The organism is bacterium, assembly GCA_031082185.1.
In the GTDB taxonomy this organism is placed as follows: Bacteria; Sysuimicrobiota; Sysuimicrobiia; order Sysuimicrobiales; family Humicultoraceae; genus VGFA01.
This window is the reverse complement of sequence record JAVHLI010000001.1, coordinates 110,666-131,708: the sequence shown is the minus strand read 5'-3', so window position 1 is coordinate 131,708 and position 21,043 is coordinate 110,666. Positions and strand designations below refer to the sequence as shown.

The window sequence follows — 21,043 nt, the reverse complement described above, 5'->3', positions numbered from 1 at the left end:
GGAGCGAACCCATGGATGCTAAGTCGGCGCAGGTCACGATCCCCGGTGGCGGATTCGTCGTCGGGTCCACGCTCCCGGAGGCGGTCTTCACCCCGGAGGATCTGACGGACGACCACCGCATGGTCCAGCGCACGGTGGAGCAGTTCGTCGAGCAGGAGGTTCTCCCGCACATCAAGGAAACCGAGGAGCACAACTGGGATCAGGCGATCAAGCAGTTCCGCGCGTTTGGGGAACTGGGCTTCCTGGGAGCCGACGTGCCCGAAGCCTACGGCGGCAGCGGCTTGGACAAGATCTCCGCGCTGGTAGTAAAGGACGCCATGAGCTCGGCGGCCTCGTTCGCGGTCATGGTGAGCGCGCACACCGGCATCGGGACGCTGCCCATCGTGTTCTTCGGCACCGAGGAGCAGAAGCAGAAGTACCTGCCCAAGCTGGCATCGGGGGAGTGGATCGGTAGCTACGCCCTGACCGAGCCCACCGCCGGCTCCGACGCGATGGCCATACGCGCGCGCGCGACGCGCAGCCCGGACGGCTCTTACTACATGATAACAGGCGTCAAGCAGTTCATCACGAACGCGATGATGGCGGACCTCTACATCGTCTACGCCAAAGTGGACGGCGAGCACCACTCCTGCTTCATCGTGGAACGCGGCACCGAAGGGGTCACGATAGGCGAAGAAGAGCACAAGCTGGGGATCAAGGGCACCTCGACCGCCTCGATCTTCCTCGAGAACGCGCGGGTGCCGGCCGCCAACCTGCTGGGCGAGATCGGCCAGGGACACAAGATCGCCTTCAACATCCTCAACGTCGGTCGCTTCTACCTGGCGGCCGGGTGCGTGGGGGGGGCGCGCTTCGCGATTCGCGAGGCCGTCGTCTACGCGAACGAGCGCAAACAGTTCGGCAAGGCCATCGCCGAGTTCGGGTTGATCCAGCAGAAGCTGGCGCGGATGGCCGCGGCGACATTTGCCGCCGAGAGCATGCTCTATCGAACCGGGGGGCTGATCAGCGAGGCGCTCGGCGGCGACGCCCATGAAAGCGGCCAGGTGGTCGCGGCGCTGGAAGAGTATGCGATCGAGTGCTCGGCTAACAAGGTCTTCTGCTCCGAGGTGCTCGACGCGGTAGTGGACGAGGCGCTGCAGATCCACGGCGGCTACGGCTACGTGGAGGAGTACCCGGTGGCGCGTGCCTACCGCGACGCGCGCATCAATAGAATCTTCGAGGGCACGAACGAGGTCAACCGGCTGCTCATCCCCGCCATGCTGCTGCGGCGGGCGCAGAAGGGCCGGTTGGGGCTGTTCGCAGCCGCGCAGAAGGTGGCGGGCGAGATGCTCTCTCCGACGGTCGGGGGAGATGGCGCGACCTCCGGACCGCTCGCCGAAGAGCGTCGCCTGGTGGAAGCCGCGCGCCGGGCAGTTCTGTTTGCGGCCGGCGCCGCCACCCAGAAGTACCTCACCGAGCTGGAGAACCAACAGGAGATTCTGGGCGGCATAGCCGACATGGCGATCGACCTGTTCGCCATCGAGAGTGCGGTGCTGCGGGCCGCCAAGACCGCTTCCCGCGGCGGGGCCTCCGCGGGGCTGCAGGCCGCGATGGCCGCATACTTCCTCGACGACGCGCTGCCGCGCATCGAGACCAACGCACGGAGGGTGCTGGCCGCCACGGAGGATGGCGACACGCTGCGCACCATGCTGTCCGGTCTGCGCCGGTTCCTCAAGATCCCCCCGGTGAACACGGTGAGCCTCGGGCGCCAGATTGCCCGGGCGGTGATCAACGCAGGCAAGTACGTCACGTAGAGGAGCTTAAGGCGCCCGCGGGGTGGGCATGGACGACCAGGCACTGCTTGAGTTGCGGCCGTGGCTGCGGCACTACGAGCCCGGTGTGCCCAAGACTATCGTCTACCCGGCCCGGCCGCTACAGCACCTGCTGGACGATGCCGCCGAGCGATATCCCGACCGCCCGGCGGTCACGTTCTTCGGCCGCGATCTAACCTACAAGGCACTACGCGACCTGGCCGACCGGTTTGCCGGAGGCCTCCAGGCGATGGGCCTGGAGCCCGGCGAACGGGTGTCGCTCCACCTGCCCAACTGCCCCCAGTTCGTGATCGCCTACTATGGGACCCTGAAGGCCGGCGGCGTCGTCGTGCCCTTCAACCCACTCTACGTGGAACGGGAGATCGCCGGGCAGCTCGCCGACTGTGGGGCCTCAATCGCCGTGACGCTCGACCTGTTCGCAGGGCGCGTAATGGCCGCGAAGGCCGGCAGCCGCCTCGCGCACGTCATCGTGACGCGCATCAACGAGTTCTTCCCGGCACCGTTGCGCATGCTGTATCCCCTGCGCGCCAGACACCGCGGGGAGTGGCCCAGAATCATCCCCGACGCCACAACGCACCCATTCAATGCCGTGATTGCCGGGCCCCCACTTGCGGTGCAGGCGGATCAGGGGGGCGCCGACACAGCCGTGCTGCTCTACACCGGCGGCACAACCGGCACGCCCAAGGCCGCCATGCTTACCCACGGCAACCTGGTGGCCAACGCCTACCAGAGCGCCCACTGGTACGTTACGCCGCCGGACGCGACCGGCACAACCGTGGGAGTGCTGCCGCTCTTCCACTCCTACGCGATGACGGTCGTGATGAACGGCACCCTACTGAGGGGCGGTCGCATGGTGCTAGTCCCGCGGTTCGAGGCGGAGGCCGTACTCAAGATCATCGCCCGCTACAAGCCGGACCAGCTTCCGGGAGTCCCGACCCTCTACAACGCGCTGGCCGGCCATCCAGCGGTCGGCCGCTACGACCTCAGTTCGGTTCGCGCCTGCATCAGCGGCGCCGCGGCGCTGCCCGCCGAGGTGCAGTCGCGTTTCGAGCGCGTCACCGGAGGCACCCTTGTTGAGGGATACGGCCTCACCGAGTCCTCGCCGGTGACCCATGTCAACCCGCTGAAAGGGCTGCGCAAACCGGGCAGCATCGGCATCCCGGTGTCGGACACCGACGCGCGGATCGTGGACCTCGAGGAAGGAACCGTCACGCTGCCGAAGGGCGAGGCCGGCGAGCTGGCCGTCCGGGGACCGCAGGTGATGGCCGGCTACTGGAACAAGCTGGCCGAGACGGCATCCGCGCTGCGCGACGAGTGGCTGTTCACCGGCGACGTCGCCAAAATGGACGAGGATGGGTTCTTCTACATCGTGGACCGCAAGAAGGAGATGCTGATCACCGGCGGCCTCAACGTCTATCCGCGGGAGGTTGAGGAGGTGCTCTTCGCGCACCCCGCGGTGCTGGAGGCGGCACTGGTGGGCGTACCCGACCCTCACAAGGGCGAGGTGGGGAAGGCCTTCGTGGTGCTGAAGCCCGGCGCCCAGGCCACCGAGGAGGAGATCCTTGCATACTGCAGGGACCACCTGGCCCGGTACAAAGTCCCGAAGGAGATTGAGTTCCGGGAAACCCTGCCCAAGTCCCTGATCGGGAAGGTGCTGCGCCGGGTTCTGGCCGAGGAGGCCCGCGCCGGGCAACTCTAGTAGGGCAGCCCTAGCGGAACACGCTGAACATCGGCTCGGGGTCTATCCCGGCCAGCTCTTCCTCCCAAACCGGAAGCCGCGCGTGGGCCTTCTTGTGCCTGGGCGCGCGGTAGATGACACCCAGCGGCAGCTTCCCCCTCCGATCGAAGTCGTCGAGCAGCGCCCAAGCGGCGGCTTTGTCCGAAGCGTCGTGTCCATCTGGGATGTGCTCCGAGTGCTCCCTGTACCAACCGGAGGTGTTGAACTTATTGTAGGTAACACACGGCGAGAAGTCGTTGACCATGGCGAAACCGGGGTGCCGAAAAGCCTGGGCATAGATCTCGGCACAGTGCTTGGGGTCCCCGGAGAACGACTGCGCCACGAAGGTCGCGCCCGCGGTGATCGCCAGCCGCGCCGGATCAACGAACGGTGGATGCTCTTCGGTGTGCTCCTCCATGATCTGGCCGAGTCCCGTGGTCGGGGAGTCCTGGCCCCTGGTCAATCCGTAGACGCCGTTGTTCATCATAATCAGCGTCATCGCCGGGTCACGGCGGCAGACGTGGATGAAGCTCTCCATCCCTATGGCCAGCGTGTCGCCGTCTCCGGCCAGTGCGATCACCGTAAGGTCGGGGACGGCCATCTTGGCGCCCAGCGCGTACCCCAGTGGGCCGCCGTGCGTGCCGTGGAACCCGTTGCCGTTGAGGTAGTTGCGGGTCTGGCCCGAGCAGCCTATTCCTCCGACCAGGAGGACCTCGTGCGGCGAGACGCCTATCCGCACCAGGGCCGTCTTCAGCGCGGCCAGGACCCCGAAGTCACCGCATCCGGGGCACCATTGTATCCGGTGTCTGGGAAACGCGTTCTTCTCCCACAGCCTGGCGGTCTCCGGCGACGCAGCGCTCATCTTCTAGTCACCCTCCGGCACTGTCTCAATGGCGGCGTCCGGCGCCTCTTCGCCCACTCGAACAACGCGCGTGCCTCCGGCGAGCACCTGGCGCACGCCTCCGGCGATGTCCGCCGTGTAGAAAGGCCGCCCGTTGTACTTGAGAACGCGGCGCGTCTCGACCAGGCACTCCTGCTGGATCACGTCCGCGAGCTGCCCCGCGTAGTTCTGCTCGACGACGATCAGCATGGACCCCTGCCGCAGTAGGGGCTGCACCAGGTGGACCGGAAACGGCCAGATGTGCGTGAAGTAGATCAGACACGTGTCAATTCCTTCGGCCCTAAGCCGCGCCTGCGCGTCCAGCAACGGCATCTTGGTTGATCCCCACCCGATCAGCAGCGGAACGCCGTCGGGAGAGCCGAACACCTGCGGCGGCTTCGCGTCTTCCTTGAGGTATGTCTGCATCTTGCGCATCCGCTTTTCGAATATCGCCTTGCGCTTGGAGGGATCGGTGGTGATCAACCCGGTCTCGTCGTGCTCGGTTCCGCTGACCTTGAAGATTGCATCCGGGGTGCCCACGATGCTGCGGGGAGAGATGCCGGACTCGGTCATCTCAAAGCGGTGGTAGCCATCGCCCCTGACGTCGGAGGCACGCACCAGCCCGTGGCGGACGATTGGTTTCTGGTTCTCGGTGAAGAAGGATTGGGGGAGGTTCTGGCGGCCGTCCGTCAGGGTCAGGTCGCTGAGTAGGAATACCGGGCACTGGTACTTGTCGGCCAGGTCGAACGCCTCGAACGCGAGGGAGTAGCACTCCTCGATGGTGCCTGCCGAGAGCACGATCCGAGGGATCTCGCCGTGCCCGGCGTAGATTGCCATCGCCAGGTCGCCCTGCTCGCTCTTCGTGGGCATGCCGGTTGCAGGACCCGCCCGCTGCGTGTCAATGATGACCAGCGGTGTCTCGGTGGCTCCCGCCAGCCCGAGCTCCTCGATCTTCAGTGAGATCCCCGGCCCCGACGATCCGACGGCGCTGCGGACCCCCGCGATGCTGGCGCCGATCGCCGCCCTCATGGACTCACGTTCGTTCTGGCCCTGCAGCACCCGGCCTCCATACCGCGGCATGTGTACATCAAGAAACTCCAGGATCGATGTTGCCGGGGTGATCGGGTAGCCGGAGTAGAAACGGCAACCCGCCAAGATGGAACCCATCGCGACCGCCTCGTTGCCGGTGAGCAGCAAATTCGGTTCCGCGGAGGGCTGCGGCTCCAACCGGTAGCCGACGGATTCCCACCCGTTGCCCGACAGGATCTCCTCCACCGCCGCCCTGCCGCGGCGCGCGGCCTCGAGGTTGATGTCAACGACACCACGTCCCTTGCTCAGGAACCGCCCCTCCAGGTAGGCGCCGAAGAGAACGTAGTCCATGTCGAACTCGAGCAGGCGCAGCAGCGCGCCGGTGACGATCGTGTTTTTCGTTACCTCCAGCTTGAGCTCGCGCTGCGCGATCCGGCGGGCGGGTAGAGGAAAGACCTTGATCCCGCGCGCCTGGAGCTCGCCGGTTTCCACGGTCTCGGCGCTGTTGTCGTAGATCAGAACCCCGCCTTCCTTCAGGTTCTTGCCGTGCCGCAGGATGGTATCGCGGTTGGGCTGGATGGAAGAGTCGGGGTTAGCGTCGTGCTCCAGGGCCACTAGGATGTCGGTGCGATCGTCGCCGTAGGAGAGCGGGGCGCTCGCCGATACGACCAGCGGATCGAACTGGTGGGCGCCGTAGATCGTCGAGGCATATCCCCTCTCCATAGCCAGAACGTGCAGCCCGGCCCGCATAAACAGCTTCCCGAGGATGTCTGTGACCGTGGTAACCGCGTCGCGAAGCTGAACGCCCCCGACGAGCAGTTTCAGGTTGTTGACGACCACCTGGGTTCGGTCCTTTCCGCCCGCGCGGGCAACGATGCCAGGATGAGCCCAAAAAGTATAGCACAGCCCGGCAGGGGCCAATGTGCTTGGGCCCGCCGAAACAGCGGGCAGGAAGCAGGGCTTCGCACCGGATTGGGCGAATCCGCCCTATCAGCGTGTCGAGCAGCCTGCTGGAACGGTATCAAGACGACCTCTACCTGGTTAAGGGAGCGACGGGCTGGTTGACGGTCGCGGCCCTGTTGGCCGGGCTTGCGGCCCTGCCCTTCCTCCTGCCCAAGGTCGGACTGGGCTATCTTCTCTTCATCGCCATCCTGATGGCCGCCAACGTAATCGTGGCGGTCGGTCTGAACATGCTGGTCGGGTTCACCGGGCTCATCTCGCTGGGGCATGCCGGCTTCGTGGCCATAGGTGCTTATGCCTCGGGCCTGCTGGTTGCCAAGTTCGGTCTCCCCTGGTACTTGGCCTGGATCGGTGCGGCGGCGATCACCGCTGGGTTCGGCTTCGTCGTCGGCCTGCCGGCGCTGCGCCTCACCGGCCCCTACCTGGCCATCGCAACGATGGGATTCGGTATCGCCGTATACCAGGTCCTCGTCAACTGGACGGCGCTCTCCGGCGGACGCTCGGGCCTGCCGGTCCAGCAGCTATCGTTGGGAATCGCGGGATTGACCGCAACCCAGCAGCTCTACTACGTGGCCGCGGGCGCGGCAGTCGCACTCTCGTGGGTCGGCTATAACCTTGCCCGGTCGCACATCGGCCGCGCACTCGCCGCCATCCGCGACAGCGACATCGCCGCCGAGGTCACCGGGGTGAACCTGCTCTGGTACAAGACCCTGGCGTTTGCGATCAGCGCCGCCTACGCCGGGGTCGCGGGCGCCATCATCGCCCAGGCCCTCCGCCACCTAGAGCCCCAGTCGTTCACATTCCTGGAGTCCATCACCTACTTCGCGATGATCGTAATCGGAGGGCTGGGAACCGTCTCCGGCGCCATCATCGGCGCAGTGATCATGACGCTCCTGCCCCACTACCTGAGCGGGTTCAGGCATTGGCTCCCAATCTTCTATGGCGGGGCTATCATCCTGATGATGATGGTTGAGCCACGTGGGATCTATGGGCGGTGGGTGCGGATCAAAATGTACTTCAAGGCCTGGCCGCTGTGACACAACTAGCGCAGTACGTGGTGGGGGGCCTGGCGACCGGTAGTCTCTACGCGCTGGTGGCCCTGGGCGTGGTGCTCCTGTACAGAAGTTCCAGGGTGCTGAACTTTGCGCACGGAGATGTTGCGACCCTGGGAACCTTCGTTGCGTTTACCCTGCTCGGCTTCAAGTTGCCTTTCCCACTCGCGGTAGCCGGTGGCCTGGCCGCGGCAGCGCTGGTGGGCGTGCTGTTCTTCTTCTTTGTCCTCCGCCCCGCGAAGGAAGCCTCGCTCCTGGGCAAGATTGTGCTCACGCTAGGCCTCGCCCTGGTACTCAGCGGCGCCGTGCAGGTCGTCTGGGGAACCGACACGCTGGTCTTTCCATTCCCCCTCTCGGACACGCGGGTCTACCGGATCGGGCAGGTCGTCGTCAGCGAGACGAGCGTGGGCACTATAGGTACCGGGATTGTCCTGATGACCCTGCTGTATATCCTGGTGCAGGGCACCAAAGTCGGCCTGGCCATGCGGGCGGTCGCGCAGAACGCCGACGCGGCCCAGGCACTGGGCATCCCCGCCCGCCGGATCTACGCCCTCACCTGGGGACTGGCCGCGGCCCTGGGCGGGGCTGGCGGCGTGCTTCTGGCGCCGGTGGTCTACCTCGACCCGTTCATGATGCTCGACCCATTCCTCAAGGGCTTCGCGGCAGCGGTCATGGGCGGGATGGACAGTCTCCCAGGGGCCGTCCTAGGGGGATTCCTGCTCGGGATCGCCGAAAGCGTGTTCGCGGGGTACATCTCGTTCAAGTTCAAGACAACGATGGCGTTTGCCGTGATCATCCTGGTGCTGCTTGTCCGACCGGAAGGACTGCTCGGCCGCGTATACCACAGGAGGGTATGAGATCGGAGACTCGACACGCAGGGAGGGAGCGTAAATGAGAACTCTGACCAGGTTCATGCTTGCTTTGGTGGCCGTGGCGGCCCTGGGTACCGTAGCCGTCGGCCAGCCTGCCGAGAGAGGCATCACCCCAACCGAGATCGTGCTGGGCACTTCCATGCCGCTGTCGGGGCCGGCCGCCCTGTGGGGCGCCGTCGGGGGTGGGGCCGATGCATGGCTTCGGATCATAAACGACCGGGGCGGCATCCACGGCCGCAAGTTCAGGTTCCTGCTACGCGACGACTCCTACCTGCCGCCCCGCGCCGTCGCCAACGTGCGCGAGCTGGTGGAGAGAGAAGGCGTGCTTGCCATCGTCTCCTCGATCGGCACCGCCAACTGCTTCGCCGTGCGCGACTTCATGGTGGAGACCAAAACGCTCTGGATCACCCCCGCCTGCGGCGCGGACATCTGGGCCGGCATGAAGGAGCGCAACCGCTACCTGTTCGTCACCTACCCCGGCTACGTGGACGAGGGCACCTACCTGACCAAGTACGGGGTGGAGAACCTCAAGGCGAAGAAGATCGCGGCCTTCTACCAGAACGACCTCTACGGCCAGCAGGGGCTGCTCGGTATCAAGCGGGGCATCCACGCGGTTCAGACCAAGGGCGCCAAGCTCGTGGCCCAGGTCTCCTACGAGCCCACCGACGCCGAGGTGGCCGCGCAGGCCCTCAAGCTCAAGGAGTCCGGCGCCGACACCCTGATACTCTTTGCGACCCCTCGCCACGGCGCCCTGATCGTCCGTGAGATACTCAAGCTGGGCTACAGGCCGACGCTCATGTCCACCTTCACCCTGCTGGATCCCGTTATGTTCGCCCTGGCGGGCGAGGCGTGGAACGACGTCTACCTGGCATCCTACATGCCGGTCGTGGGCATGGACCCCAAGACCGACGCGGTACTGGCGGCGATCACGAGGGTGAACCCGGGGCTGGCGCGCAGCCCGTTCAACGCGCTCGCGGGCGTCTCGTTCATCGAGCCGTTCCTCGAGGGCATCCGCCGGGCCGGGCCCAGCCTGACCAGGGAGCGGATCGTCGAATCGATGGAAACGATCAAGAACTGGGACGGTGAGGCGATCAGGGGCGTGACCTTCACCAAGGATAGCCGGCAGGGCATCAACCGGCTGTTCATGGTTCGCTCGGAGCGCGGCCAGTACACCAAGCTGACCGACTGGTACACCTACCCCAGGAAGTTCTAGGGGAAGACGGGACCGGGGGCTCTGCCCCCGGTCCCCTCCTTTCGCGGGATGGACTCCTTGAGATGAGCGCGCAGCCGCTGCTGGAAACCACGGGCCTCTCGATCGCGTTCGGCGGCATCGCCGCCCTCGACCGCGTGGACTTAGCCGTGGGCGCGCGCGAGTTGGTTTCGGTGATCGGCCCCAACGGCGCCGGCAAGACAACGCTCTTCAACTGCATCTGCGGCCTTTACAGGGCGGACACCGGGGTAACACGGTTCCAGGGCCAGCCGCTGCCGTTGCGCCCAGACGCAGTGGCCCAGCGCGGCATCGCCCGCACGTTTCAGAACATCGAGCTTTTTCGCATGAGTTCCGTGCTCGACAACGTTATGCTGGGACGGCACCTGCACATAAAGACGTCGCTCGTGGACGCCGCGCTGGGCACGCCGCGGTGGAAGCGGGATGAGGTGCGGCACCGCCGCAAGGTCGAGGAGATCCTGGACTTCCTCGATCTCCAGGCGACCCGCCGGCGCCGCGTGGGAGATCTTCCCATGGGCCAGCAGCGCCTGGTCGAGATAGCCCGCGCGCTGGCCACGGAACCAATCCTCCTGCTGCTCGACGAACCCTCATCGGGCATGACCGCGGAGGAGAAAGCCGATCTGGTCTTCCGGATCAAGGACATCCGGGAGGAATGGGGCATCACGGTCGTGCTGGTGGAGCACGACCTGAAGATCGTCATGGGAATCTCGGACTGGATCGCGGTGCTCGACCACGGGGTGAAAATAGCGCAGGGCACGCCGGATGTGATCCAGCGCGATCCGGCCGTGATAACCGCCTACCTGGGGGAGAGCGCGTAGTGGACGCGCTGGAAGCCGCCCGCGCGATGGACAAACCGCTGCTGAGGGTCAGCAACGTCGAGACGGCGTACTACGGCCGGTTGACCGTGCTGCGCGGCGTTTCCATGGAGGTCCTCTCCGGTCAGGTGGTCACCATCCTGGGGTCCAACGGCGCGGGCAAGAGCACGCTGCTGAAAACGATAATGGGGTACATCCCCGACCAGCCCTATAAGGGCACCATCGAGGTCCTCGGACGGCGCGTCAACGGATGGGACCCCGAGGACATCGCCCGGCTGGGGGTGGCGTACATCCCTGAGGGCCGCGGCATCTTCCCGGAACTGACCGTGCAGGAAAACCTACGCCTGGGCGCCTATCCACGCAGCGACGGGGCCGTGGCCGCCGACCTCGATGCGATGGAGGCCCGCTTCCCGATACTGAGCGGGCGGCGCCGGCAGGTCGCGGGCACGCTCTCCGGCGGCGAGCAGCAGATGCTCGCCCTGGCGCGCGCGCTGATGAGCCGGCCCAAGCTGCTGCTGCTGGACGAGCCCTCGCTGGGCCTCGCCCCCCGCATCGTGGGCGAGGTGTTCCGGATCATCCGCGAGATCCACGCCGCGGGGACCGCCATGCTCCTGATCGAGCAGAACGCCCGACAGGCGCTGGGGGTCGCCGACTACGGCTACGTGCTGGAGAGCGGACGGATCGTGCTGGAGGGCGCCAGCACCCGGCTGGAGGCCGACCCGAACGTGCAGGAGCTCTACCTCGGCATGGTCCGGGAGGAGTCGGTCAAGGGCTTCCGGCGGTTCAAGGTCAGGCGGCGCTGGGCGTAGCAGACCGTTTCACAACCACCCCAAACTATACAAGTCACCATTGCCTGACTATACTAGTCATATAGACCTATCTTGCCCTGTCGGGGGTGAACTGCTTTGAAGCGCGTGCCGATAACTGAACTGAAGGCCCGCCTCAGCGAGCACCTAGAGGCCGTAAAAGCCGGAGAGGAAATAACGGTGACGGATAGGGGCCGGCCCATAGCACGGTTGACCCCCATTGCCCCTCAGGAGCAGCCTGATGCCAGAATCGAGCAGTTGATCCGGCTGGGATTGGCAAGACCCCCAATCGCACCGCTGCCGCCCGACATCTGGGACTGGCCACGACCAGAAGACCCCGAGGGGCGCGCACTGGCGGCTTTGATTGAGGAACGGCGGGAGGGGAGATGAAGTTCTGGGACGCGTCGGCGCTGGTTCCTTTGTGCCTCATGGAGTCCAACACTGCAGCCGTCCGAGCGATCCTCTCCCGCGATCCGCAAATCGCCGCCTGGTGGGCGTCACCGGTGGAGTGCTGGTCGGCGTTCGCCCGCCTCCGGAGGGAGGGCGTCATTGATCTTGCCGGGGAGGAGGCTGCGCGAGCCATCCTGTTGGCCTATCAGCGCGCGTGGAACGAGATCTCCCCTGGGGAGGAAGTCCGCCGGCATGCGAGCCGTCTGCTCCGGTTTCACCCACTCCGCGCGCACGACGCCTTGCAGCTCGCCGCGGCGCTCACATGGGCTGGAGGGGCTGATGGCAGCGAGGCGGTGATTCTGGACAACCGGCTCCGAGAGGCCGCTCGCCTGGAGGGTATGGCGGTTCTGCCCTAGCCCGGGAATTCTACCCCCTATACAGCTCCATGATCACGTCCTTGTACTTCTCCATGATCGTCTTCCGCTTCACCTTGAGCGTCGGCGTCACGTCGCCCTCCTCGGCGTACATTCGCTTCTGGAGGATCGCGAAGCGCCGCACCTGCTCGGGAGAAGAGAGCGTCTTGTTGACCTCCGCGACCTCGCCTTCGATCAGCGTGCGCACGTCGGGGTTGGCGGCCAGGTCGCTGTAGGTCGTAAACGGCAGGCGCCGGTCCTGTGCCCACTTGGTGACGTTCTCCTCGTCAATCAGTATCAGGGCCACTATGTAGCGCTGGCGGTCGCCGATCGCGACCGCGTCGTTGATGTACGGGCTCGCCTTGAGCTTGTTCTCGATGTACTGGGGGGCTATGTTCTTGCCCGCCGAGGTTACGAACAGGTCCTTCTTGCGGTCGGTAATGCGCAGGTAGCCCTCCGCGTCGATCTCGCCGATGTCGCCTGAGTAGAGCCAGCCGTCCTTCAGCGCTGCCGCCGTGGCCTCGGGATCGCGGAAGTATCCGGCGAAGACGTTGGGGCCGCGCACCAGTATCTCTCCGTCCTCGGCGATTCGTATCTCGACGCCGGGGATTGGATGGCCGACGGTGCCGAGCTTGACCGCGTCCCCCTGGTGCATCGAGGTCGGCCCCGAGTCCTCGGTCTGACCGTAGATCTCGCGCATGGGCACGCCCAGGGCCCAGAAGTAGAGCAGCAGGTCCGGCGAGATCGGTGCGCCGGCCGAGTACGCTACGCGGACTCGGTCCAGGCCCAGGCGGTGCCGCAGCGGACGCAGTACCAGCCCGTCGCCCAGCCGGGCGGCCGCGCGTAGCCAGGTAGGCACGGGGCGGCCGGAGAAGCGCCGGCGCGCCGCCCGGTACGAAAGCCCGATCGCGGCCCAGTATGCCGCCCGCTTGAAGATATCGTTCTCCTTGATCCGCAGCGTGACCACGGAGAAGATCTTCTCCCAGATCCGCGGCACCCCGAACACCAGCGAGGGCGTCACCTCGACGAAGTTCTGCATGACCGTGTCAACGTTCTCGATAAAGTTGACCGTGTAACCCCACCGGATCGGCAGAAACACCGAGAACTGCCGCTCTGCGATGTGCGACAGCGGCAGGTAGGAGAGCAGCTCATCGTCGGTGAGGACCGGGTTGGCCTTGTCGAGAACCTCGGTGGTCCAGACGATGTTGTGATGGGTCAGGATCGCGCCCTTCGGGGGCCCGGTCGTCCCGGACGTGTATATGAGCACCGCCATGTCCTCGGGCCGGATCTCGGCCATGCGCTCGTCCAGGGCAGACGGGTGGCGGCGCGCGTGGTCCTGCCCGATCGCGAGGAACTGGTCCCACATCATAACCGTGGGGTCCTGGAACGTCCGCAGGCCCTCCGGGTCCATGACCACGATGTGCTCGAGGAGGGGCAGCCGGCCGCGGATCTCCAAGGCCTTGTCGAGCTGCTCCTCGCTCTCCACGATGAACACCCTGCAGCCGGCATGCTCCAGGATATAGTGGGTCTGCTCGGGGCTGCTGGTGGTGTAGATCCCGGTCGTCGCGCCGGCGGCGGCCTGGATGCCGACGTCGGCGTAGAGCCACTCCGGCCGGTTCTCGCCGATCAGGCCCACCCGCTCGCCCCGCGCCACGCCGAGGGACAGGAGGGCGTTGGCCACCTGGCGCACCTGGCCGGCGTACTCCTCCCAGGTGATGCGGTGCCATATCCCAAAGCGTTTCCTCCGCAGCGCGACCCGCGCGGGCTGGCGGCTGGCCTGGGCAAAGAAGAGGCCGGGGACGGTGCTGGTTAGAACCGGGCGGGGCTGCGTCATGACCATAGGTACTGCTTGTGATACTCCGCGGGCGGCGTGCTTCCTGCCTCCCGAAGGACAGGAGTTCGCGCGCCGGGCCGGAATGAATCCCCATGAACACCACGAACACCCTGCTCGATGGGCTCTTTAACCTGCGGGGTCAGGCCGCGCTCGTCACGGGCGGCTCCCGCGGCATCGGCTTTGAGATCGCACGGGCGCTCGGAGGGGCCGGCGCCCGGGTGGCCATCGTCGCGCGCCGGGCGGAGTGGTTGGCGCCCGCGGAGAGGACCCTGCGCGAAGCCGGCGTAGCCTGCGCCGCGTTCCCCGCCGACGTCTCCGACGCGGAGCAGGTTGCCCGAACCGTCGCGGCGGCCGCCTCAGCGGTGGGTGATCTCTCGATCCTCGTGAACGCCGCCGGCCGCACCTGGGGCGCACCGGCCGAGACGATGCCGCCGGAGCGATGGCGCGAGGTGATTGAGGCCAACGCCACCGGCGCCTTCCTGATGTGCCAGACGGTCGGCCGCGGCATGATAGCCCGACGCTACGGCCGCATCCTCAATGTGGCCTCCGTGGCCGGCCTCGTGGGCTCGCCGCCGGAGATCCTGGCGGCATCCGGCTACGCGGCGAGCAAGGGCGCGCTGATCGCCCTGACCCGCGCGCTGGCCGTGGAGTGGGCACGGCACGGGGTGACGGTCAACGCGATCGCGCCGGGCTTCATACCGACCCGGATGGCCGAGACCGTCATCGAGCGGGCCGGCCAGGCGCTCCTCGACCGGATCCCTCTCGGCAGAACCGGCACCCCCGAAGACCTGCTGGGTGCGGTCCTCTGCCTGGTGTCCCCGTCTGGCGGATACATCACGGGCCAGGTGCTGGCGGTGGACGGCGGGATGACGGCCGCGTAGTGGACAGGGCAGACACGCGCGCCGAGTGAACGCGCCCATGCGAATCATACCCCTCGTCCTGCCCACCCCATACCCGGTCGGTCCGGTCAACGCCTACCTGCTGCCCGGCCCGCCGGTGACGCTGGTGGACTGCGGACCCAAGACCCCTGAAGCACTCGCAGCGCTACGGGATGGCCTGGAACAGGCAGGGTGCGGCCTGGGGCGGATAGAGCGCCTGATAATCACCCACGGCCACCTGGATCACTTTGGGCTGGCTGCCACCGTGGCCGCCGAGAGCGGAGCGGAGGTGTGCGCCCACAGGGCCGACCTCCCCAAGCTCGGAGGGGATCGCGCGTTCGTGGAACCGATGCGGGCCCTGATGCGCGAAGCCGGGTTCCCATCCGCCGTGGCGGAGGCCCTTCTGGAGGCGCTGCGGAGGTACCGCGGCCAGTTCGATCCCATCACACCGGCGTGCCTGCTCAACGACGGCGACCTGCTTCCCCTGGCAGACGGCGCGCTGGAAGTCCTGCACACCCCGGGCCACGCGCAGGGACACATCTGCCTTCGGAACGGCGGCGCGATGATCTCGGGCGACCTGCTGCTCGAGGAGATAAGCCCGAATCCACTGGTGGAGCTCGACGGCAGCGGGTGCCGGATCCGGACCCTTCCGGCGCTGCTGCGCTCGCTGCAGCGCATCATAGCACTGGAGCCTGCGATCACCTACCCGGGACACGGCGATCCCATTCCAGAGCCTGCGTGGCGGGCTCGCGAGCTCCTGCTCCACCACGAGGCACGGAAGGACCGCCTGGCGCAGATGCTTGCCGGACGTGCATGGACGCTCCGTGAGATCGCCGCTGCTTGGTTTCCCGGCCTCAGTCCGACCAACCTGATCCTGGGACTGTCCGAGGTGCTGGGCCACCTGGACCTGATCGAAGAAGCGGGCCGCCTGGCGATCGAGCAACGTGACGGGGTCCTGCACTACACGTTGGAGCCGCCGCCCACCGTGCCTCAAAGTGGCCTGAAGAGTAGCCCGACATGACAGAAGGCGTCTTCTTCCGCGACCTGGCCCTTCTGCTCATCGCGGCGGTTGTGGGTGGATTCCTGGCGCAGTGGCTGAGGCAGCCGGCGTTCGTGGGCTACATAGTGGGCGGGCTGCTGATCACCGCGCTTGCAGGCCCCAGGATCTCCGGTACCGCCACGTTCCACCTGTTCGCCGAGTTCGGCGTGGTGCTGCTCATGTTTGCACTGGGCGTAGAGTTCTCGCTGCGCGAGCTCTGGAGGGTCCGCGCCCTGGCGTTCTTCGGCGCGCCGTTTGGGGTGGCGGTGATCATCGGCCTCACGGCCGCCTTAATGGTCGCGGCCGGACTACCCGTTGCCACCGGTCTGGTCACCGGCCTGGCGCTGGCGGTCTGCAGCACGATGGCCCTGGCGAAGCTGCTGGCGGAACGCGGAGACCTAAACGGGCCGGTGGGTAGGGTCTCTATCGGCATCTCGCTCTCCCAGGACGGGGTGGTCATCGCCGCGTTCTTCCTCATCCCCGCGCTGGCGTCAGCGCAGGGCACGCCCGTGGCAGGTCTCTTGATTGCCATGGTGCAGGCGGCGGCGGTACTGGCCGCGTTCTTCCTGCTGGCCGATCGGCTGGTCCCTGCGCTGCTCGGGCGGATCGCACACGCTCAGAACACCGAGTTGTTCGTGCTGGTGGCGGTGACGATCGGTATAGGCACCGCAGCGCTCTCAGCGGGTCTCGGGCTCTCGCTGGCGCTCGGCGCATTCCTGGCCGGACTGATCATCAGCGAGTCGGAGTACACCACGGAAACGCTGGCCCGCGTGCTGCCGCTACGCGACCTTTTCGTCGCCGTATTCTTCGTTTCGATCGGAATGCTGATAGATGTGCGGTCGCTCCTGGAACGGCCCGTCCTGCTGCTGCAGATGGTAGGGATCGTGCTGCTGGCCAAGGTCGTTGTCTGGACAGGGGTGACGCTGGCGTTTCGGAGCCCGCTCCCGGTCGCCCTGGCCGTTGGGATAGGCCAGACCCAGATAGGCGAGTTCTCGTTCTTGATCGCCCAGTTGGGGCGGACGGCAGGCCTGCTCTCGGCGGAAGTGTACAGCGCCGTGCTGGCGACATCGCTGGTGACCCTGGTGGTCAACGCGCTGATCTTCAGGCGCAGCCGGCCATTGGAGCGCTGGACGGACCGATGGGCGACGGCGCCCGCGGCCGAGCCCGCAAGGCGAGCGCCCGCGGTGCTCATCGCCGGATACGGCCGCGTCGGGAGCACTGTTGGAGAAGCGCTCGAGAGCTTCAACGTCCCGTTTGCGGTGGTGGACTTCAGCCCTGTCGTCGTACGGGCTCTGAGGAGCCGCGGCATCGCGGCCGTGCTGGGAGACGCGGCGAACGAGATAGCCCTGCGCGAGGCCGGCGCGCCGGGCGTCCGGCTGGTGGTGCTGGCCATCCCCGACACCGTCAAGGCCGCGCTGGCAGCCCGCCGGGTACTCGGCTTGAACCCGGAGGCCGCGGTCATCGCGCGGGCCCACTCGCGGGACGACCGAGAGGGGTTGCTGGCAGAGGGGGTCAGCGAGGTCATCCTTCCGGAAGTCGAGGCAGGGATGACGCTCGTGGACCATGCCCTGCACCGCCTGGCCGTGCCCCCGCAGGCGGTGCGCACCTACCTCCGGCGGCTGCGTGAGCTGGAGCGGCCGGGCGTGCGGGCGTTCGAAGGCGTATCCGGGGTCGCTCTGCTACAGGCGGCAACGGTGCGGATCGTCGAGGGACCCCTCGCGCACCAGTCGCTGCGGCGCACACGAATCAGGGAGCGCACCGGCGTGACGGTGGTCGGCATCGAGCGGACCGGAAAAGAGCCCCATTGGAACCCGCCGCCTGATACCGTCCTCCTGCCTGGCGACCGGGTAACGGTGGTTGGGCTGCTCGATCAGATCGAGCGCTTCCGCCGGGTCAACGCCGGTGCGGAGGAGTAGCCGACAAGGACACTGCGCGATGGACGGCGTAGGTACTATCGTTGCGGGCCGCCGTCCGCAGCGTGCGCCGGCTGGTCCATTCCATACCTGTGAGGTGACCGCCTGTGAGAACCGTTATGCGCAGCGTGACGCTGCTCACCGTGCTCGTCACATCCGCCGCTGGGCTCGTCTCCCTCCCGGCACGGACCTTTGCCCAGTCCCAGCAGGTGGCGGTAATCACTTCATTCCCCAAGGAGTTGTTTGACGCCTACAAGGCCGCGTTCGAGAAGGCCAACCCCGGGTGGACGATGGCCGTCGTCCCCAAGCCCACCTCGGCGGCCATCACGCACGTGCGCGAGCGGGCGGCGCGGCCTGACGTGGACGTCTTCTGGGCCAGCGCCGTGGACGCGTTCTTCTTCTTGAAGGCCAACAACCTCATCGAGCGGTACGCCCCGCCGGCGGAGTTCCGGCGCGGCATTCCCGAGAAGGTGGCCGGGTTCCCTATCAACGATCCGGACGGGTTCTTTCACGGGTTCGCGGTGAGCGGCTACGGCATCATGTGGAACAAGACCTACCTGACGCGCAACCGCCTGCCCGCGCCCAAGGAATGGGATGATCTCATCAAGCCTGTGTACTTTGGCCACCTGGTCATCACCGCCCCGAGCCGCAGCGGCACCACCCACCTGACCGTTGAGACGATCCTGCAGGGGTACGGCTGGCAGAAGGGCTGGGAGCTGCTCATCCAGATGGGCGGCAGCATGGGAGCGATCACTGAACGTTCGTTCGGAGTGCCCGAGGCCGTGATCGCCGGGCACTACGGCATAGGCGTCGTGATTGACTTCTTCGGGCTCTCGGCCATCGCATCCGGGCAGCCGATAGATTTCGTCTATCCCTCCCTGACGTCGGTGGTGCCGGCCAACGTCGCCATGATCAAGGGCGGGCCGAACCCCGAAGGCGCCCGCCGGTTTATCAACTTCCTGCTGAGCGACGAAGGCCAGCGCCTGCTCTTCAAGCCCGAGATCGCGCGGCTGCCCGTGCGGACCACGCTCTACGCCGAGGCGCCCAAGGGTATTCCCAACCCGTTCAAGATGCAGGCCGGCGTCCAGTTCAACGCCGATCTCTCGGCGGACCGCTACAACGTCACCAACCGGATGTACGACCAGATCATCACGTTCCGCCACACCGATCTGAAGAAGGCCTGGGAGGCGATCTACCGCGCCGAGCGCGCAGTGGAGACCGCAAGGGCGGTCGGTCGTGACGTCACCGAGGCGGAGCGGCTGCTGATCCAGGCGCGGGCATCGGCGCGCTACGTGCACGTGAGCGAGAAGATGGCGGCCGAGGTCAGCGGCGGCATGGAGCGCGACGCGGCCTACCGAAGCGCCAAGGAGCGCGAGTGGGGTGAGGTGGCGCGGACCTCCTATGCCCGAGCACTGCAACAGGCCAACCAGGTTGAGGAGCTCGCAAGGCGCCGCTAGCCCAAATGCCGGCCCGCGCAGCGTTCAGGTGGCGGGTGGCCGTGGACCCCGGACACGCCGCCTTGATGGCGATCCTGCTGGCCATCCTGGGTGTGTTCGTCGTCCTGCCGATCGGCGTGGTCCTGAAGGTCGCGCTCACCGGCGCCGAGGGAGGGGTAACGCTCTCCCACCTGGCGCGGTTCTTCCATACCCCGCTCTACGTGGAGTCGCTGGTCAACAGTCTGGTGGCAGGCCTGTGGACGGTGGCCATCGGCACCGTGCTGGCGCTCCCGCTGGCGTTCATCGTCGCCCGGTACGACTTCCCGGGCCGGATGCTGGTGGTCACGCTCGCCACCCTCCCGCTGGTCATCCCGCCCTTCGTGGGCGCGATCGCGCTGATGCAGATCTTCGGCCGCGCCGGGACCGTGACGCTGCTGTTCCAGGACCTGCTCGGCCTGCGCCTCAACATCATGGAGGGCCTGCGCGGGATCATCCTGGCGCAGGCGCTCCACTTCTTCCCGTTCATCTTCCTGACGGTGACCACCGCGCTGATGAACGTGGACCGGTCGTTGGAAGAGATGGGGCAGATGATGGGCGCGCGCGGCTGGCGGCTGCAGCGCCGGGTGGTGTTCCCGCTGGTGCTGCCGTCCTACGCCGCGGGTGCGCTGCTGACTTTCGTGAAGGCCGTGGACGACATCGGCACGCCGTTCATCCTGAACTTCAAGAACATGCTCGGACCGCAGGCCTACCTGCGCATCACCACCGTGGGCCGGGACGACGTGGACGGCTACGTGATCTGCGTCGTCATGGTCGTCATCTCGATCATCTGCGTGCTGGCCTCGAACTGGATCGTCTCCCGCCGCGAGTACGCCACGCTCCAGACCGGAGCGCGCTCGCCCGAAGGCGGCCGGACGCTGACCGGGTGGCGGCTGGCCGGGGTGCTGGGCCTGTGCGCCGCGATCATCGGCGCCGGGCTGATCCCGCACCTGGGCGTGGTAGTGCTGTCGTTCAGCAAGGTGTGGAGTCTCAGCTACCTGCCCAGCGCCTACACGCTGGGGAACTACACCGAGATCTTCCTGCGCGCCCCACGCTTCGTGGTCAACACCCTGGTCTACAGCGTGGGCGCCGCGCTGCTGAGCGTGGTGCTGGCCGCGGCGATCGCCTACCTGCTTCAGCGCGGCCGGGTTCCGGGCAAGGGGCTGCTCGACTGGATTGCCATGATGCCGATCGCCCTGCCCGGCGTCGTGGTGGGCGTAGGCTTCCTGCGCGTCTTCTACGGTATCAATCTCCCCTGGATAGACCAGCCCCTGGCGGCCACCTGGGTGATCTTCGTGCTGGCCTACATGGTACGGCGGCTCCCCTACGCGCTGCGCGCCAGCCACGCGGCGCTGCACCAGGTGCACCCGTCGCTCGAAGACGCCGCCGGGATTGCCGGCGCGCCTCGGCTGCGGGCGTTCCGCCGGGTGGTGCTCCCGCTCATCCTGGGCGGCGTGATCGCCGGCGGCGTGCTGGTTTTCGTGACCGCGGCGGTTGAGTTCAGCGCCACGATCATCCTGGTCAGCCGGATTGAGCAGAGCCCGCTGTCCTACGGGATCTACATCTACTCCCAGAGCGCGCTCGGACGGGGCTCCGCCGCGGCGCTTGGGGTCGTTGCGATCGTGATCGTGGCGCTGGGCACGTACCTTGCGAACCGGCTGAGCGGCCGGGGCAGGATGGCGTTCACCCTGTAGAAGTAGAAGGCGTCGGCGTCACGCCCTTCTGGTACAATGTGTATAAAGGTACAACCGGTCACCGCATTCCGCCGACCGGGTGAGGAGACGGCCGATGCCTCGTGGCAAGCTTTCACAACCCGACCACTCCTCCGCGCGGGCCGGCCATCACCGACTGCGCTACAAGACACATCCATCCGGGCGTTTGTGGCCGAGGTCGTGTGTGAGGCGGTCAAGGACGTGGTGATTCCGACTGCCAGACCT

At 66.7% G+C, this 21,043-nt stretch carries 16 protein-coding genes; 13 read left to right on the top strand and 3 right to left on the bottom strand.

Annotation, left to right across the window (positions count from 1 at the left end):
* Positions 1-11 precede the first annotated feature (11 nt).
* Positions 12-1,790 carry an acyl-CoA dehydrogenase family protein gene (locus tag RDU83_00640; GenBank protein ID MDQ7839514.1) on the top strand — a complete coding sequence of 593 codons (1,779 nt, stop codon included), beginning with the start codon at positions 12-14 and terminating at the stop codon, positions 1,788-1,790.
* A 28-nt stretch (positions 1,791-1,818) separates the two neighbouring features.
* Positions 1,819-3,507 carry a long-chain fatty acid--CoA ligase gene (locus RDU83_00635; protein MDQ7839513.1) on the top strand — a complete coding sequence of 563 codons (1,689 nt, stop codon included), beginning with the start codon at positions 1,819-1,821 and terminating at the stop codon, positions 3,505-3,507.
* Positions 3,508-3,517: 10 nt separating this feature from the next.
* Here RDU83_00635 and RDU83_00630 read toward each other — a convergent pair whose 3' ends face one another.
* Entirely contained in the window at positions 3,518-4,387 is an 870-nt protein-coding gene (locus RDU83_00630; protein MDQ7839512.1) for a thiamine pyrophosphate-dependent enzyme, read from the bottom strand.
* A 3-nt stretch (positions 4,388-4,390) separates the two neighbouring features.
* On the bottom strand, positions 4,391-6,274 hold the full coding sequence (locus RDU83_00625; GenBank protein ID MDQ7839511.1) for a 2-oxoacid:acceptor oxidoreductase subunit alpha: 1,884 nt from the start codon (positions 6,272-6,274) through the stop codon (positions 4,391-4,393).
* 155 nt (positions 6,275-6,429) lie between these two features.
* On the opposite strand from RDU83_00625, the gene RDU83_00620 reads away from it, so the two are divergent.
* The 6 genes from RDU83_00620 (at position 6,430) to RDU83_00595 (ending at position 11,973) form a co-directional block, all read left to right on the top strand.
* Positions 6,430-7,431, top strand: a complete 1,002-nt coding sequence (locus RDU83_00620; protein MDQ7839510.1) for a branched-chain amino acid ABC transporter permease — start codon at positions 6,430-6,432, stop codon at positions 7,429-7,431.
* Positions 7,428-8,303: a branched-chain amino acid ABC transporter permease gene (locus RDU83_00615; protein ID MDQ7839509.1), complete on the top strand. Its 876-nt coding sequence runs from the start codon at positions 7,428-7,430 to the stop codon at positions 8,301-8,303. Before RDU83_00620 ends, RDU83_00615 begins: the two co-directional genes overlap by 4 nt.
* Before the next feature lie 34 nt (positions 8,304-8,337).
* Positions 8,338-9,531 (top strand): ABC transporter substrate-binding protein, encoded by a 1,194-nt coding sequence (locus RDU83_00610; protein MDQ7839508.1) that lies wholly within the window; start codon positions 8,338-8,340, stop codon positions 9,529-9,531.
* A 62-nt stretch (positions 9,532-9,593) separates the two neighbouring features.
* Positions 9,594-10,364, top strand: coding sequence for an ABC transporter ATP-binding protein (locus RDU83_00605; protein ID MDQ7839507.1), 771 nt, complete (start codon positions 9,594-9,596; stop codon positions 10,362-10,364).
* Positions 10,364-11,170, top strand: a complete 807-nt coding sequence (locus RDU83_00600; GenBank protein ID MDQ7839506.1) for an ABC transporter ATP-binding protein — start codon at positions 10,364-10,366, stop codon at positions 11,168-11,170. Before RDU83_00605 ends, RDU83_00600 begins: the two co-directional genes overlap by 1 nt.
* Positions 11,171-11,553: 383 nt before the next feature.
* Positions 11,554-11,973: a type II toxin-antitoxin system VapC family toxin gene (locus tag RDU83_00595; GenBank protein MDQ7839505.1), complete on the top strand. Its 420-nt coding sequence runs from the start codon at positions 11,554-11,556 to the stop codon at positions 11,971-11,973.
* 10 nt (positions 11,974-11,983) lie between these two features.
* On the opposite strand, the gene RDU83_00590 is transcribed toward RDU83_00595, so the two are convergent.
* Positions 11,984-13,804, bottom strand: coding sequence for an AMP-binding protein (locus RDU83_00590; protein ID MDQ7839504.1), 1,821 nt, complete (start codon positions 13,802-13,804; stop codon positions 11,984-11,986).
* 92 nt (positions 13,805-13,896) lie between these two features.
* On the opposite strand from RDU83_00590, the gene RDU83_00585 reads away from it, so the two are divergent.
* The 5 genes from RDU83_00585 (at position 13,897) to RDU83_00565 (ending at position 20,800) form a co-directional block, all read left to right on the top strand.
* Complete coding sequence (locus tag RDU83_00585) at positions 13,897-14,685, top strand: SDR family oxidoreductase (protein ID MDQ7839503.1); 789 nt, start codon at positions 13,897-13,899, stop codon at positions 14,683-14,685.
* A 37-nt stretch (positions 14,686-14,722) separates the two neighbouring features.
* Positions 14,723-15,703 (top strand): MBL fold metallo-hydrolase, encoded by a 981-nt coding sequence (locus RDU83_00580; GenBank protein ID MDQ7839502.1) that lies wholly within the window; start codon positions 14,723-14,725, stop codon positions 15,701-15,703.
* Entirely contained in the window at positions 15,700-17,637 is a 1,938-nt protein-coding gene (locus RDU83_00575; GenBank protein ID MDQ7839501.1) for a cation:proton antiporter, read from the top strand. The genes RDU83_00580 and RDU83_00575 overlap by 4 nt, the downstream gene beginning before the upstream one ends.
* Before the next feature lie 104 nt (positions 17,638-17,741).
* Positions 17,742-19,091, top strand: a complete 1,350-nt coding sequence (locus RDU83_00570; protein ID MDQ7839500.1) for an extracellular solute-binding protein — start codon at positions 17,742-17,744, stop codon at positions 19,089-19,091.
* A gap of 5 nt (positions 19,092-19,096) precedes the next feature.
* On the top strand, positions 19,097-20,800 hold the full coding sequence (locus RDU83_00565; protein MDQ7839499.1) for an iron ABC transporter permease: 1,704 nt from the start codon (positions 19,097-19,099) through the stop codon (positions 20,798-20,800).
* Positions 20,801-21,043: the final 243 nt, after the last annotated feature.

What these genes read in the sequence shown, in the direction of transcription:
- RDU83_00640 (MDQ7839514.1), top strand. Translation starts at nt 12, where the DNA reads ATGGATGCTAAGTCGGCGCAGGTCACGATCCCCGGTGGCGGATTCGTC.
- RDU83_00635 (MDQ7839513.1), top strand. Translation starts at nt 1,819, where the DNA reads ATGGACGACCAGGCACTGCTTGAGTTGCGGCCGTGGCTGCGGCACTAC.
- RDU83_00630 (MDQ7839512.1), bottom strand. Translation starts at nt 4,387, where the DNA reads ATGAGCGCTGCGTCGCCGGAGACCGCCAGGCTGTGGGAGAAGAACGCG.
- RDU83_00610 (MDQ7839508.1), top strand. Translation starts at nt 8,338, where the DNA reads ATGAGAACTCTGACCAGGTTCATGCTTGCTTTGGTGGCCGTGGCGGCC.
- RDU83_00605 (MDQ7839507.1), top strand. Translation starts at nt 9,594, where the DNA reads ATGAGCGCGCAGCCGCTGCTGGAAACCACGGGCCTCTCGATCGCGTTC.
- RDU83_00595 (MDQ7839505.1), top strand. Translation starts at nt 11,554, where the DNA reads ATGAAGTTCTGGGACGCGTCGGCGCTGGTTCCTTTGTGCCTCATGGAG.
- RDU83_00590 (MDQ7839504.1), bottom strand. Translation starts at nt 13,804, where the DNA reads ATGACGCAGCCCCGCCCGGTTCTAACCAGCACCGTCCCCGGCCTCTTC.
- RDU83_00585 (MDQ7839503.1), top strand. Translation starts at nt 13,897, where the DNA reads ATGAACACCACGAACACCCTGCTCGATGGGCTCTTTAACCTGCGGGGT.
- RDU83_00580 (MDQ7839502.1), top strand. Translation starts at nt 14,723, where the DNA reads ATGCGAATCATACCCCTCGTCCTGCCCACCCCATACCCGGTCGGTCCG.
- RDU83_00575 (MDQ7839501.1), top strand. Translation starts at nt 15,700, where the DNA reads ATGACAGAAGGCGTCTTCTTCCGCGACCTGGCCCTTCTGCTCATCGCG.
- RDU83_00565 (MDQ7839499.1), top strand. Translation starts at nt 19,097, where the DNA reads ATGCCGGCCCGCGCAGCGTTCAGGTGGCGGGTGGCCGTGGACCCCGGA.